Annotated in this window: 11 protein-coding genes; all 11 read right to left on the reverse strand. The window is 48.9% G+C overall.

Annotated features, from left to right (window positions below; genetic code table 11):
* Nucleotides 1–89 precede the first annotated feature (89 nt).
* Nucleotides 90–1,409, reverse strand: a complete 1,320-nt coding sequence (locus MiSe_RS18295) for a DNA cytosine methyltransferase (RefSeq protein ID WP_226583139.1) — start codon at nucleotides 1,407–1,409, stop codon at nucleotides 90–92.
* A gap of 81 nt (nucleotides 1,410–1,490) precedes the next feature.
* Complete coding sequence (lpxB, locus tag MiSe_RS18300) at nucleotides 1,491–2,678, reverse strand: lipid-A-disaccharide synthase (protein WP_226583323.1); 1,188 nt, start codon at nucleotides 2,676–2,678, stop codon at nucleotides 1,491–1,493.
* A 134-nt stretch (nucleotides 2,679–2,812) separates the two neighbouring features.
* On the reverse strand, nucleotides 2,813–3,640 hold the full coding sequence (gene lpxA, locus MiSe_RS18305; protein WP_226583142.1) for an acyl-ACP--UDP-N-acetylglucosamine O-acyltransferase: 828 nt from the start codon (nucleotides 3,638–3,640) through the stop codon (nucleotides 2,813–2,815).
* 130 nt (nucleotides 3,641–3,770) lie between these two features.
* Entirely contained in the window at nucleotides 3,771–4,271 is a 501-nt protein-coding gene (gene fabZ, locus MiSe_RS18310) for a 3-hydroxyacyl-ACP dehydratase FabZ (RefSeq protein WP_226583145.1), read from the reverse strand.
* Nucleotides 4,272–4,485: 214 nt separating this feature from the next.
* Nucleotides 4,486–5,355 (reverse strand): UDP-3-O-acyl-N-acetylglucosamine deacetylase, encoded by an 870-nt coding sequence (gene lpxC, locus MiSe_RS18315; RefSeq protein ID WP_226583148.1) that lies wholly within the window; start codon nucleotides 5,353–5,355, stop codon nucleotides 4,486–4,488.
* A 219-nt stretch (nucleotides 5,356–5,574) separates the two neighbouring features.
* A complete protein-coding gene (locus tag MiSe_RS18320; protein ID WP_226583151.1) occupies nucleotides 5,575–8,046 on the reverse strand; it encodes a BamA/TamA family outer membrane protein in 2,472 nt (823 codons plus the stop codon).
* Between the two features lie 353 nt (nucleotides 8,047–8,399).
* The gene (gene purC / locus MiSe_RS18325) at nucleotides 8,400–9,131 is read right to left on the reverse strand and encodes a phosphoribosylaminoimidazolesuccinocarboxamide synthase (protein ID WP_226583154.1); all 732 of its coding nucleotides are present in this window, start codon (nucleotides 9,129–9,131) and stop codon (nucleotides 8,400–8,402) included.
* A gap of 204 nt (nucleotides 9,132–9,335) precedes the next feature.
* The gene (locus tag MiSe_RS18330) at nucleotides 9,336–11,951 is read right to left on the reverse strand and encodes a GAF domain-containing protein (protein ID WP_226583156.1); all 2,616 of its coding nucleotides are present in this window, start codon (nucleotides 11,949–11,951) and stop codon (nucleotides 9,336–9,338) included.
* A 461-nt stretch (nucleotides 11,952–12,412) separates the two neighbouring features.
* Nucleotides 12,413–13,546 (reverse strand): glycosyltransferase family 4 protein, encoded by a 1,134-nt coding sequence (locus MiSe_RS18335; RefSeq protein WP_226583158.1) that lies wholly within the window; start codon nucleotides 13,544–13,546, stop codon nucleotides 12,413–12,415.
* A gap of 425 nt (nucleotides 13,547–13,971) precedes the next feature.
* Nucleotides 13,972–14,265: a hypothetical protein gene (locus tag MiSe_RS18340; protein ID WP_226583161.1), complete on the reverse strand. Its 294-nt coding sequence runs from the start codon at nucleotides 14,263–14,265 to the stop codon at nucleotides 13,972–13,974.
* Between the two features lie 81 nt (nucleotides 14,266–14,346).
* On the reverse strand, nucleotides 14,347–15,498 hold the full coding sequence (locus tag MiSe_RS18345) for an NAD-dependent epimerase/dehydratase family protein (protein ID WP_226583163.1): 1,152 nt from the start codon (nucleotides 15,496–15,498) through the stop codon (nucleotides 14,347–14,349).
* Nucleotides 15,499–15,701: the final 203 nt, after the last annotated feature.

Raw genomic sequence — 15,701 nt, forward strand, 5'->3', positions numbered from 1 at the left:
ATGGGCATCCTGCGGGTCCGCTCACCCCACAAGAGATCAATTTTGCTTGTGGGATGGGCATCCTGCGGGTCCGCTCACCCCACAAGAGATCAATTTTGCTTGTGGGATGGGCATCCTGCGGGTCCGGACATTTTAGGTGCAAGATCTGAGTTTGACAAACCCAGTTTCTGCGTCTGTTCTGCCCAATATTTACTGGCCCCGACAGGGTTAAAATTAATCAATTGGGTGTTTCCCAGTTGCAGCTGTTTTGTTGGCTTTAGCGGAATAATATCTAAAGCGGCAATAACTTGCTGAGCGATCGCACCTGCCAATAAAGGCGGTACGGCATTGCCAACTTGCCGGAAACCGTGCCATTTGGTTGTATGAAAGCGGAACCAGTCTGGAAACGAGTGCAATCGGGCTGCTTCGCGCACGGAAATCACCCTGGGTCGGGTAGGATGGATCGGACGAGGGGAAGTGTAGCGACCGCGTTCCGCGCCTGTCCCCGCACGCAAGGTGTGACAGAGTCCGTCCCAGTCGAGGCGTCGCAGGTGACTGATGGAATCTAGCTGACCTGGGGGTAAATCCTGAAAGCGCTCAATACAGGTATCTTTGTGTTTAGTGCGACGGGAACTGGTCAAAAGTTGGGAATTCCAGAGTCGCGGTTCGGAAAAATCGGTTTGATCGCCGTCTTGACCTCGCATTTGCCGCCCATAGCGCGTCGCCGATGCTTCGCTTGCTCTTATAGTCGCCTCACTCAGCAATACCTCGTCAGTTTTCCACAGTTCGGGAAAGTCATCTAAATCTGGCAGGTCAGCGATCGCATCCTTTACGGTTACCTTACTTCCATCGCGAGGTTTTGGATACGATAAGGGCAACTCCCCAGCGCGAGATCCCAATAAAAACAACCGCCGCCGCTGCTGCGGCACGCCAAAATCTGCGGCGTTTAAACATTTAACGGGTTGTGTAATGCGATACTCATTGTTTTCAAATTCCTGAATTAACCGTTCTAGCAATTGGGTGTATTTCTTAGAAATCATTCCCGGTACGTTCTCCATCACAAAATACCGAGGTTTTAATTCGCACACCAAACGACAAAAATGAAACACCAACTCGTTGCGATCGTCATCGACACAATTCTTGCCCATGATCGAAAACCCTTGACAGGGTGGCCCACCGATGATTAGATCGATTTCAGATTTTCTCTGCTCCTCTTGCCGCAAAAGAGCTTGCCAAATCATCTCGCCGCGTAGGGTAGTAATATCGGTAGCTAAAACAAGGGTTTGGGGGAAATTATAGGCATAGGCGGCGGCGTGGATCGGATCGCGTTCAACTGCCACCAGTACATCGAAACCAGCTTGTTCTATCCCCAGGGAAAACCCACCCGCACCCGCAAATAAATCGATGGCAATCGGACGACGACAATCCATTTTAGATTTTAGATTTTAGATTTTAGATTTTAGATTGCAGATTTTAGATTGCAGATTTTAGATTAAAATCTATTTTGTGATTTAAAATCTACAATCTAAAATTGCCAGAATTTCTTTAGCAGCGCGATCGCACGCGCCTACTTCTCCCAAAGCTTGCCGCATTTGGCTATAGTCTGCAAGGGTTTTTTGGCGCTGGGTTGGTTCTAGCAGGTGCAACGCTTCCCGGACAATATTTTCTGGGGTAGCTTGTTCTTGCAGCAACTCTGGCACAATCGACTTCATCTCGACTAAGTTGGGGGGCGACATAAAGGGAATAGAAAATTTTAGCACCTTGCGGGCGATCCAAGCAGTAAGCGGGTTGACGCGGTAAATTACGACTTGCGGCACGTCTAGCAGCGCTAATTCTAAATTAACCGTGCCCGATTTAGCGATCGCTAGGTCAGCAGATGCAAGTACTTCTTTAGTTTTATCCGCTACCAAGGTAGCGCGGAGGCCATAATTTTGAATTGCTTGTGCGATGGGTTGTCGGTAGCTTTCTAAAGAGAGGGGAATCCAAAAATAAACTTGGGGTAATTTTGCTTGGATAATTTTAGCCGCCTGGAACATTACCGGGAGGACGTATTTTAATTCTTGGCGTCGGGAGGCGGGGATGAGAGCGATCGCTATTTGCTCTGACTTTATACCCAATGCTGCACGGGCTGTTTCTCGGTTGGGAAATGCCTGCATCCGGTCTACAATTGGATGACCCACCCAAGTAACTTTTGCCCCGTTTTTTTGGAAATATCGCGCTTCTTCGGGAAATATAGCCAATACAAGATCCGTACCGTTGACGATGCGCGCCGTATTTTGCGGACTGAGGGACCAAACCCACTCTTGGGGTGTAATAAAATATACAATCGGGACTTGCGGTGCGACTTGGCGGAGATAGCTGCTAATGACTAAATTTGGTCCCATATAGTCAATTAGCACGACGAGATCCGGGGGGTATTGTTGCAGGTATTGTTTAGCGCGACGCTGGATTTGAAGGGTAGGAAAAATATAAGCGAGAGACTCGAATAAACCGATGGAACCGATGCTGGTAGTATTGCCCAGAATAGTAGCACCAGCAGCAGCCATGCGCCAGCCACCCAACGCGACAATATCTAATTGCAAATTAGAAATACTAGCTAGTCGCTGCAACGCCTCGATCAACAACGCCCCTTGAAGATCGCCTGATACCTCCCCGGTACTGATGAAAATTCGCCGGGGTGTGGGTGTGCAGGTGGGCAGAGGGGCAGGTGGGCAGGTGGGCAGAGGGGCAGGTGGGCAGGTGGGCAGAGGGGAATTTGAATCTATATTCTCACTTGCTCCAGAGTTCACCAGCTGCTCTGCTCCAGAGCTCACCTGCTCACCAGCTCCAGAGCTCACTCTTCACCTCTCTCGCCCAAACGGCGTCCTGGAATTAACCCTCGGCGTCCTTTGGTTTGGGAGAGTTGCAGGAAGTGATGTAAATGCTGCAATTGTTCGCTAGGTGGTAGCAGTTCTAACTGTTCTAAAGCTTGATTGAAAGTTAGTCCAGATCTATATAAAATGCGGAAAGCTTTTTTGAGGGTTTGAAAAACTTGCCCTTGGTCTAATTCAGTAATTCCAGCGCGTTTGAGTCCGACTTGATTGAGGGATCGCACCCGCGATGGATTTCCTTCTACTAGCATATAGGGCGGCACATCGCGGTCGATGCGACTCATCCCGCCTACCATTGCCAAACGCCCAATGCGCACAAATTGATGAATTCCTAATACTCCGCCGATCACAGCTTTAGACTCGATGTAGACATGTCCGGCTAAAGCCACAGAATTAGTAATAATAACAGAATCTTCAATTGTACAGTTGTGGGCGACGTGGGAGTAGGCCATCAACAGATTATTATTGCCAATTAAAGTTGCTTCTGGTTCGCGGGTGGCGCGGTTAATGGTAACGTATTCGCGAATTTTATTGCCGTTGCCGATAATCACTCGCGTTGGAGAACCATCGTACTTTAGATCTTGGGGTTCTAAACCAATAGCTGCACCGGGGAAAATTTGATTGCATTCGCCTATTTCCGTATCCCCATCTATCACCACGTGAGCGCCGATCGCCGTTCCCGCACCAACTTTTACTTTCTCTCCAATCACCGCGTATGCACCCACTTGCACCGTCGGGTGTAATTCTGCCCCAGGATGAATAACAGCGGTTGGATGAATGAGCGTTTTCAAGGGTCTTACTCCAAAAAATTTTAGATTTTAGATTTTAGATTTTAGATTTATATGGGTAGTGGGTATTAGTTGGTTGTTTGAGATTTTTTCCATTACCAATTACCATCCAAAATCCAAAATCCAAAATTGTTTAGTCTACGAGGGAAAACATCATTTCTGCTTCGGCGGCTAATTGACCATCTACTTCAGCTTTGCCCTGCATTTTACCGAAACGACGTTGCTTGACCCACAGCAGTTCCACTGTCATTACTAATTGGTCGCCGGGAACGACGGGACGCCGGAATCGGGTTTTATCAATTCCAGCAAACATAAATAAACCTTCTGGCATATCGGGCATCTGCTTCATGATGATGCCGCCGACTTGCGCCATTGCTTCTACAATTAAAACACCCGGCATAATCGGACGACCGGGAAAATGCCCTTGAAAAAATGGTTCGTTGACGGTGACGTTTTTAATCCCAACTGCGCGCTTTCCTTGCGTGTAATCGATAATTCGATCTACTAATAAAAAGGGATAGCGGTGGGGCAGGAGTTGTTGAATTTCTTCGATTGTGAGGACGGTTTTAGTAGCTGGTGCTTCAGCCGCAGGTGCAGGAGACTCAGGAGCGTTCGTGTCAGTCAGAGTAGACATGATTGGCAATTTTAGATTTTAGATTTGGGATTTTAGATTTTAACAGGGAAGAGGGTAGTAGGTAGTTCAGGACTTACGCGCAAGTTCCCGGTTTCTCAGAAAAATCCTTGGCAAAGAAAACCAGAGGTCAACGAATAAACCGGGTTTGTGGCCTCGTCGTGGGTAAGTCCTGTAGTTGTTTGATATTTTTCCATTACCAATTACCAATTACCAATTACCAATTACCATCTAAAATTCGTCGGGCGAGTTGGATATGCAAGTTGTGGCTTGCTTTGTAAGCTAAGAAGTGAGCAACGGGAAAACTTCCCAACAAGCTCAAGTCGCCTACTAAGTCTAAGATTTTATGACGCACTGGCTCATTTGCAAATCTTAAGGGAGGATTAATCCAGCCATCTGCGCCGCAAACGAGGGCGTTGTCTAAACTGCCACCTTTGATTAAACCTTTGGCGCGTAACTCGTCGATTTGGTGGAGTAAGCCAAAGGTGCGGGCGGGCGCGATCGCTTCAGAAAAACTTTCGCAGCTTGGTGACCAACTATACCACTGATTGCCAATCGCGGGTAGGTCGAAGTCGATTCCGTAGCTAAAGCGCAGTTCTGGTGAGGGTATTGCCGCTACGAACGCATCGCCTTGATGTACCCAGATTGGCTGTTGCAGGGGAGCAGGGGAGCAGGTGTGCAGGGGAGCAGGTGAGAATATAGATTCAAATGCCCCTCCACCCACCTGCTCCTCTGCTAATTTTGCTGCGGCGATCGCTTCACACCACATTCTTGCCGAGCCATCGAGTAACGGCAATTCCTCGCCATCGATCTCGATGCGGGCGTTGTCTACACCCATTGCAGCTAAGGCGGCTAGCAGGTGTTCTACGGTGCGGACAGAAATTTTACCCTGACCTAGCTGGGTAGACAAAATCGTCTGACTGACAGCCTCCAAACGCGCAGGAATAACAGGTTCTCCCGGCAAATCCACCCGCACAAAATAACGACCTTCCCCAGGGGATGCCGGTAGGACTCGCACTTTAGTAACAACGCCGCAGTGGAGTCCGACCCCCGATAATTCAAACATAGATGCGATAGTGCTGACCATAGACAATTGCAGATTTAAGATTTCAGATTTCAGATTTCTGGAATTTACTGCCAGTGCGCCACAATATTACCTATCATCTTGCTTCTTCTTCCTTCTTCTTCCTCTTCTTCCTTCGCGCCCTTCGCGCCTTCGCGGTTCAATAAAAGTAAAATTGCAGATTTAAAATCCCAGATTTTCTCCTATTAAATCTGAAATCTAAAATCTGCAATTCTTAAATTCCTAAAAGCGTTCCCCGATGCCGAAGTGAAAGCGACCGTCCCCGTCATCGTTTATACCGTAATCCAGCCTAATCGGCCCTAGGGGTGATTGAATGCGGACGCCTAGACCGTAGCCGAAGCCAGTACCCGGTTTGCGCCGAATTCCGGCAGGATTGCCCGGTACGGCGCTATCGGTGCCGAGATCGGAACCAAAATCGACGAATAAAGCGCCGCCGAGAAAGTTAAAAATCGGGAAGCGATATTCTGCGGTAGCTTGGACGTAACTGCGACCGCTGCCTAAATCTCCTTCATCGTAGCCCCGCACCGAGTTCGCACCACCCAACGAGAATGCTTCATAAGGCGGTAGGTCAAACAAAACGGTTCCCGCTTGCAGGTTAAAAGCTAGTGCTTGCGGCCCTCTGGCGAAGCCGGTAAATCTTACAGGGACGTAGTAACTATAGCTACCGCGCAGCCTGGTAAGGAAAATGCTGCCCAGACCAATCGGGATCGATTGATCGACACCAACTCGGAATAAGGAACCGCTAGTGGGGCGCTGGCGGTCGTTGCGGACATCGCGCACGAGGCCAAATTGTACGGTGACTAGGTCGTCGCTGCCTTCACCGCTGAAGCTTAAATCGTTGCCGAGTTCATCTTCTGGACTAATGTCGCCATCGCGATCGCGTATGGAAACCCGTTGATACTGCAACCCTAAAGATGCTTGCCAGTCTGGCACGATAAAGGGATTTCTCGCCAAAGGACGGTTGAAGGTAACGCCGCCACCTAGCCGCACTATGCGCGGGCGATCGCCGTTTTCCAGTTCGACTTCTCTCTCGCCCCCATCAAAAATCAACGAGATCGAACGCCGTCTAAAGAAGTTTACCGTGTAAGAAGTCCTGTAAGGATCGCCGCCGATCCAAGGATCTGTGAAGCGCAAGTCAAACAACAATTCCCGTTGCCCCAACTGCACTTCTGCGCCTAATTTTTGGTTATTGCCGCCCACATTTTGCTGTTGATAGCTGACCGAACCAAACAACCCGCTGGCGGAACTAAATCCAGCCCCCGCCGCAATCGAACCGCTGCTTCTTTCTTTGACGTTAATTGTCACAACGGCTCTGCGGGGGTCTTGTCCTGGACTGAGGGACACCTGTACGTCTTCAAACAAACCCAGTCCAAACACGCGCCGCAAATCGCTTTGGATGCGATCGCGGTTAAATACTTGCCCCGGTTTGAGTTCCATTTCCCGCAAAATAATATACTGGCGGGTGCGGCCTCGGATCGGTCTACCTTGGGCATCTTGTGCATCCCCTTCTTTGTTGAGGAAGCGGACTTGAATATCTTCCACCACCCCTTCTGCAACCACCAAGGTGACGGTGCCATCGGGAGAGACGCGGGAGTCAACTACCTGAGCTAATACAAAACCCCGCTCTTGATACCACTGGTTTAACCGCTTGATCGCTGCTTGCAAGTCGCGGAAGTTGAGGATTCTACCGTACTGAGGACTGAAAATTTCGTTAATGACACTTTGGGTGACAGCTTGAGTTCCCTCGGTTTTTACCCCTTTCAGCACCGGGTTTTGCTCGACGATAAACGTAATTCTCACACCCAATGGTGTATCTTCTGGCACAACGCGCACGTTGGTGAAAAAGCCGGTGGCAAAAATAGCGTTGATATCTTGTTGCAATTGCGATCGCGTAGTAGTGCGTCCCGGTTGGGTGCGAATCGCATCGTAAACTACGTTTTGCAAGTCGCCTTCTGCACCGCTGACAACCACTTCTGCCACCAATACGCGGGGTTCGTCGGGAGCGGGGGAAGGCTGGGCATTTGATGGCGCTTCTGGCGTCCCAGGCGTTCTCTGGGGAATATTCAGTTCGATATTTGGAGAAGACGGCGGGGGGTTTAACTCGAGCTGAATTTGATTGGGCGTTTCTTGGGTAGGAGTTGGCGTTCCTTGGGGTGGAGTTCCCGGAGTCCCAGGCGTTTCCGGTTCTACTTGGGGAGTTGGTGGCGGTGTGGGTGCGCTCTCGGGGGCGAAAGTATCCGTTGGTGCATCCGTAGGCGATGGCGTTGCAGGTGCTTGCGCCAGCAGTTCTGGGGTGCGAATTGGTAAAAGCTCCCCTGCTCCCCTGCTCAAGAGATCCTCTGCGGTATGAGGCAGAGATGCTAAAGATGGAAACACTTCTGCCGCCGCCTTGGGTTGAAGATCTGCCAGCAGCGCCAGGGAATCCCTCATTGGGGTTTCTACAGATGTTGCTGCTGTCGCCGTCCCCTTGTTGATTTCATTTTTGGCAACAGGTTTGAGCAGCGACGCTGAGGCGTTAGAATCGTCCTCCTTGCTGTTGTTGCCTTTTTTCTCGTCTCTAGTTCGCCCTCTGCTTTTAACATCAGCAGCAATATCTGGCGAGGAGGCATCAGCGGTTTGTGCTTTCGCTGGTAATAAGTTACTAAAAGCGGTTGAGGCAGCCACCGCTGCCAGCAAAACTGGTGATAAGCGCATTTTGTTCACTTTGTCAAACACTTCCACACACCAAAGGAACGCGAGCAAGCAATTCCCTGTTAGCTTCTGGGATTTTCGCACAAGCGCTAGCTCAAAAGCATACATCGGTTAGCGGACACTGACGCGGTCACCGACAAGATTGTTGCTTCCCCGTTCGTAGTGACTAAGAAGACGCGGGGAAAGGGAGACGCAAAGACGCGGAGAGTGGGAGAGGGGTCGAGTTGTGCAGAAACCAGACTCATTCCCCGCGTCGGGATTGTCCCCGTCTCCGGTGCGTCCCCGTCTCCGGTGCGTCCTCTTCCGCGTCGGGAGCGTCCCCGTCTCCGGTGCGTCCGCTTCGGGACCAAGCGCTACTACAAGCGTTTATCTGTCTGCTGTAAAACCCGTTCCAGGACTTGCTGATAGGCGCTTTCTACATTACCCAAATCGCGCCGGAAGCGGTCTTTATCCAACACTCGTCGGTTCGGATCGGTTTCTTTTGCATCCCACAGGCGGCAGGTGTCGGGGCTGATTTCATCCGCTAATAGTATTTGCTGTTGAGAGTCGGTGCCAAACTCTAGCTTGAAGTCTACCAGGGTAATACCGCATTGGCTGAAAAAGTCTTGTAGAATTGCGTTAATTTGCAACGCCAGCTTGACAATTTGCTCTACTTGTGATTCAGTTGCCAGTTCGAGTAGGAATAAGCGATCGCGGGTGAGTAGTGGATCTCCCAAGGGGTCGTTCTTGTAATAAAATTCAACCAAAGGTTGGGGTAAAACCTTACCTTCTGGCAATCCGGTTTGCTTACACAAACTACCAGCAGCAATATTGCGGACAACCACTTCTAACGGCAAAATTTTTACAGCTTTAACCCGCATTTGATTCGGCGCAGGTTGGTCGATAAAGTGGGTGGGAATACCATTCGCTTCCATCACCTGAAACAGACGACTAGCGATCTTGGCGTTAATCTCGCCTTTGCCGACGATGCTGCCCCGTTTCTGGGCGTTAAACGCCGTAGCGTCGTCTTTATAATGAGTCAGCAAAACATTTGGATCGTCGGTGCTATAGAGAATTTTGGCTTTGCCTTCGTATAGTTTTTCGTTCATTGCTAATTGCTAATTGCTAATTGCTAATTGCTAATTGCTAATAGGGGATCGATCTTAAAATATCACATGAGCCATGAGCCATTAGCCATTAGCCATTAGCCATTAGCCATGAGCCATTAGCCATTAGCCATTAGCCATTAGCCATTAGCCATTAGCCATTAGCCATTAGCCATTAGCCATTAGCCATTAGCCATTAGCCATTACCTATTTTGTCGTCATCGCGTGTACGCCGTTCCAATTTTCGGGGGGTGGTTCTTCGAGGAATTTAGTCGCTCTTTCCAAGTGGATCGCCGTTGCAATATCCTGACTATCCAACTTTTGAGCTGCCGTAAAGTGTTGGATCGCTTGCTTGAATTTCCTGTCTAGGTACGCGGATCTGCCGGCATTGTAATGGGAGATAAATTGTTCGGTGACAGCATCGAGGTGAAAGTCGCGATCGTTGATTAACTGGTATATTTTTACCGCTTCGTGTTTGCCCTTTACCCGAATTTTATCGAGTTCGCGTACCCAGATGCGATCGCTGCACAGCTTGTAGGTAAACTCGCTCAAAACAATATCGCATCCATATTCTTTGGTTACGCTTTCTAAGCGAGAACTCAGGTTAACTCCATCTCCTATCACCGTATAATCCATGCGTTTGTGGGAACCAATATTACCCGAAACCACTTCCCCCGAACTAATGCCGATGCCGATATTAATTTTAGGTTGGTTTGCCATCAAGCGGCGATCGTTAAAGTCTGCCAGACGCCGACGCATGTCCAGCGCCGCACGGACTGCCATCCACGCATGGTTTTCTAAGGGTAGCGGCGCGCCGAATACTGCCATCAAGGCATCGCCGATAAATTTATCCAGGGTGCCTTCGTGGTTAAACACCGCCTCCACCATTGTTTCAAAGTACTGATTCAGCAACGATACCACTTCTGCCGCCCCCAGATTTTCTGTCAGCGTCGTGTAGCCCCGGATATCAGAAAATAAAATTGTCACTTCCTTGCGCTCGCCTACCATCAGCGCGTCGTCACCCTGTGCCATAACTCGCTCTGCTACATTCGGCGTCATGTATCTATACAGGGTAGATTTCATCCGTTTTTCTTGACTGATATCTTCCAACACCACCAATCCTCCTCTAGCACCTCCTTCCGGATTTGTCAAGGGGTTAACTGTGAGATTGATGCTGCGTTCGATTTCCCTGATTTTTGCTTTGGGGATCGGGGGATAGGAAAGCGGGGAACTAGCGTGAGAATTTCCTGTGTCGTGGCTTTTGTCTTTTTCGTTCCAGGGGATAAAGAAGTCTGGATGTTCGCGATCGCGAATGGCTAAAATCCAGCTTTGATTGGGGTCGTCTAGCTTAATTTCCCAGACTGGTTGCCCCTCTGGGTACAATCCTATCGTCAAGTTTTGCTCCGGCACGTAATGCTTAGCACCCGTTTTGACCGCATCCTGCAATCGCATTTGCAAATTCTCAATAGGCACGACTTCCCAAACGAGTCGTCCCATGATTTTTTCCTTCCATAACCGTTTGTTGCTTTTACCAGAAGTTGCTTGTACAGGGCAACCGAGCAATTCTAGAGCGGCATCGTTAATCGTGACAATTTTGCCTTCCATATCGGTGGATATTACCGCATCGGATAAGCTTTGCAGAATGTCTTTTTGATATTGCTTTTCTAGTAAAACGTTTTCAAACAGTTTGGCATTTTCTAACGCGATTCCAGCTTGAATATTAAACGCCCGCATAAATTCTTCATCCGAGCCAGTAAAACTGCCCTGATGCTTATTAATTAATTGGGTCACTCCTATCAATTCGTTGCCCGAATTAAACACCGGCAGACACAAAATATTGCGAGTTACATATCCAGTTTTTTTATCGGTACTGGGGTCAAAACGCGGGTCTTTATATGCATCTGTAATATTGAGCGGCTGCCCGGTAGAAGCGACGTAACCAGCAATTCCCCGATTAGCCGGAATGCGGATTTCGATTAAAGTTCTACCATCAGCTGCTGCAACTTTTGTCCAGAGTTCGTTGGTTTCTTTTGTCAGTAAAAATAGGGTACTGCGATCCGCTTGCATTAAATTGCGAGCTTGATCCATTACCGCTCGCAGCGTTGTTTCTAAATCCAGACTTTGACCGAGAGTTTGAGTCGCTTTCAGCAGTGCCGACGCCCCGCGTTGATTGCGAGCTGCCACATAAAAAGACCGACAACTTTCTAAGATAATACCGATTTTGGCAGCAAAGTCTTGAAATTGCTCGACATCATCGCTATCAAACGGCAGATTCCCCGCTTTATTCGACAGTTGCACCACCGCCACGACCTGGTTTTTGCTGCTAAAAATTGGCATACACAGGATGTTGCGGGTATGGTAACCCGTTTGCTTATCAAAGTCCGGGTTAAACAAGGGGTGATTGTAAGCGTCGGGAATGTTGAGATATTCTCCCTTAGTCGCTACGTGACCAGCAATGCCACTATTGAGCGGCAGGCGGATTTCTGTGGGCTTTTGTGAGTCTTCGGAACTGTTTTTAGACCACAGCTGACCTTTTTCCTTATCAACCAAAAATATGGTCGTGCGATCCGCTTGGAGAATTTGACCGATTTTGAGCGTAATTGCTTCCAAAATCCGCTCCAGCATTGCTTCGAGCGCTTCGTTGTTGATCAGTTCGATTGCTCGCAAAAATTGCTGGAATTCTGCGGTGATAAAGTCGAGCAGGCAGACAAATTCCGAAACCGAATAACTATTGACTCGCTGGATTAGCGTATGAGTGCGATTGACCTGGGTTAACTGAGCCAACATGGTAGCGAGAAAACTACCGTTATGGGAAAGAGTCATGGTCATATCTGCTGATTATGGGGTATCCTGCGCTCCCCAGTATCGTAACATTGCCTATTTAGCCTCTGCCCTCGCCCAATAGATGTTTATCGGCAGTTATCCCCACTGCTTTGCTGTTGTCCTGAGGTCAACGCTGTGTGATTCTGCTTAGGTCAACCCTGGGTAATTCTCCTGAGGTCAACGCGGCGCGAACGCGCGGTGCGTAAAGCTTGCCGGGTAAAAGCAATGCCCCCTTCTGTTGGGCAACCCAAGTCTGTATCCTCAAGGCTGTGGGTCGCGTCGATGGGAATGACTGACCCACTGAACCTCCAAGGTAGGTCCAACAGAACGAGGCTGTTGATGATTTAATTGTTGTCAAACGAACGGGAACACAAGTTGAAGGCAGAGCCTACTACGAATGTATCCCCTCGACAGACAGGGCTACAAGTTTTTGCCCATATTACCAATCGCCTATCACCAGATCATGCAGCTAAAGGCAGGTTTTGATCGGAAACTACGGCTTGATAGTAGCGTTGTAATTGGCGGGTGGCAGCTGCCCATCCCCAGCGTTCGGCTTCTTTGCGGGCGAACTCGCGCAGGGTTTCTCGTTTTTGTTTTTGGGATAATAGGTTTTTGGTCGCGGCGATCGCACCTAGTTCATCTTTCGGATCGAATAAGTATCCGTTTACCCCATCGGTGACAATATCCGGAATTCCACCAGAGCGCGCCGCGACGACGGGACACCCCGCTGCCATTGCCTCTAGCAGCACTAACCCCAAGGTTTCGGTACGGGAGGGGAAAATAAATGCATCGGCAGAAGCATACGCTGCCCCCAATTCTCGCCCGCGCAGGTATCCGACAAAGTTGGTCGGCGTTCCGGCGAAATGTTCTGCTAAAACTTGTCGGTTTGGGCCATCTCCAACTAAGGCCAGGCGGGCATCTGGAATCGCTTCTAAGATGGGTTTGATGCGCTCGATTTCTTTTTCAGCCCCCAGACGACCAACGTAAAGCAGCAGCGGGCTAGAGGGGTTTCCTTGGCTGAGGCGAGTTCGCATTTCCACGTTGGCTAAGTCGGGATGAAACGTTTCCGTATCCACTCCCCGCTGCCATAAATCGACTCGTTCTATCCCGTGCGCCGTCAATTCTTCCACCATTGCCGTCGAGGTACAAAGATTTAACTGCGCTTGATTGTGAGCCGATTTTAATAATTCCCACAATAACCCTTCCAGCATTCCCAACCCATAGTGCTGTAAATATTGGGGTAAATGGGTATGGTAAGAAGCTACCAGCGGAATTTTCAGCGTTTTCGCATAAAACAGCCCACCCAATCCCAAAATAGCTGGGTTGACAACGTGAACAATATCTGGTCTAAACTTCTCCAGCGCTTTACCAATTTCTGGTTTGGGGAGTGCCAATTTTAACTCTGGATAAAGCGGTAGGGGAAATCCCGGAACGCCGTAAATTTTTGCGCCTTTGTATTGGGTTAATCCGCCATCCGGCGAGAAAATTAACACTTGGTCGCCGCTGCGCTGTAGATGTTCTACAGTATGGCACAGTCGCGTTACAATGCCGTCAATTTTGGGCAGAAATGTTTCAGTAAATAAGGCTATTCGCATAATTGGTCATTCGTCAAGTGTCATTGGTGATTAGATTTCTGCAAAAACTCTTGTGGGGTAGGCATCCTGCCTGCCAAAGACTGTATTTTATGGAGAAATCTATTAGACCTCTGCAAAAACTCTTGTGGGGTAGGCATCCTGCCTGCCAAAGACTGTATTTTATGGAGAAATCTATTAGATGCAAAAACTCTTGTGGGGTAGGCATCCTGCCTGCCAAAGACTGTATTTTATGGAGAAATCTATTAGACTTCTGCAATAAATCAAGCCAAAGACTGCTCGTGTGGCCTATCCCACCAGAGTTTTTGCAGAAATCTATTAAATCAAGCCAAAGACAGGCAAAACGCCTATCCCACAAGAGTTTTTGCAGAAATCTATTGGTGATTGCGCTTGCGGGAGCAACCCGTAACACAAGTTTTATTTTATTGTTATTTGGTGCTTGATTGGGCGCAAATTCCATGAATGCCAATCCCCAAGATAACTCCACCTAACAAAACTCCTACACCTTCAGCAAAACAATTAATTCTGTGTCTGTTTTCTGCTGCTTGAGCAATCGATAATTGCTCGATTGTTGCAGCTGGAGATTTGGCTAATTTTTCGTATGATTTAAAGCTTGCCTCTAGTGCCTTCCATTCGGGAAATAGATAGTAGGCACTGAGGCTAGTCGCAGCCAAACCGGGCAGCACGACAGTTAGTAACAGAACGATCGCGCGGATGTTCATATCAGTATATTATGGTAAATTTCAGATTTCAAATTTAATTAAATCTGCAATCTGCCATCTGAAATCTGAAATTTTCCTTGACTACCTGTGCCAAGTAACTTTGGGCAGGATGTGGTTTTTATCGACGCGATGTTGATATTTGACGGCAAAGTTCAACAGGGAATCGAGTAGGGCGTCTGAGAGGTAATGAGGTTGCAAACCGAGGTCGAGTAGGTTGGTGTTTTTGGCGTTGAAGTAGTGTTCTTCTTTTTCGATTCTGGGGTTGTCTAAGTGATTGATTTCTACATTCAGTCCCAACGTAGTGCCTGCTTTTTTCACCATTAAAGCTAGCTCGCCGACGCTGAACATTTCGGTAAATTGGTTGAAGACGCGGAATTCGCCGGGGTTAGCGGGGTTAGCGATCGCTAATTCCATGCACCGCACTGTATCCCGAATATCCAAAAATCCCCGCGTTTGACCGCCTTTCCCATACACTGTAATCGGGTGACCGATGGCGGCTTGAATGCAGAAACGGTTCAACGCCGTCCCAAATACGCCGTCGTAGTCGAGACGGTTAATCAGCATTTCATCCATCCCCGTTTCTTCGGTCAAAACGCCGTAAACTACGCCTTGGTTCAAATCTGTGGCGCGCAGACCCCACATGCGACAAGCAAAGTGGATATTGTGACTATCGTGTACCTTACTTAAGTGATACATGCTGCCCGGTTGCTTGGGATAGGGTAGCGTATCCTTGCGTCCATTATGCTCGATGGTGATATAGCCTTCTTCGATATCGATGTTGGGCGTGCCGTATTCGCCCATCGTTCCCAGCTTCACCAAGTGACAGTCGGGGAAATGTTCTTTCATTGCGTAGAGTAGATTCAGCGTCCCTACGACGTTATTCACTTGAGTGAGTACGGCATGTTCGCGGTCGATCATCGAGAAAGGGGCGGAACGCTGTTCGCCGAAGTGAGCGATGGCATCGGGAGAAAACTGTTGCAGCGCTGATAGAAGGAATTCGTAGTTGGTAATATCCCCAACGAACAGGTCAATAGATTTTCCGGTAAGATCGTGCCAGCGCTGGATGCGGTGCTGAATCGGTGCGATGGGTGTTAGGGTTTCGGCTCCCAGCTGTAAATCCCAATGCCGCCGTACCAAGCTATCCAGGATGCCGACTTCGTAACCTCTGTTAGAAAGATATAGGGCCGTTGCCCAACCGCAATAACCATCGCCACCAATAACCAGGACTTTCATCTTGCTTTTTGCCCATACTGCTTACTGACACTCGCTAAATCTACCAGGTTTTGTGTACCCTCTATACCGATAATAGGGATGAACTTATAGGGAAGCACAGGAGGGCAGGTGAGCGGGTGGGCAGGTGTGCCAGTAGTAGGGGCACGGCAAGCATAAAATTTTCGCTTTACACAATATTTTGCCCGCCGTGCCCAATCGCTGCA

The organism is Microseira wollei NIES-4236, from assembly GCF_020521235.1.
GTDB lineage: Bacteria > Cyanobacteriota > Cyanobacteriia > Cyanobacteriales > Aerosakkonemataceae > Microseira > Microseira wollei.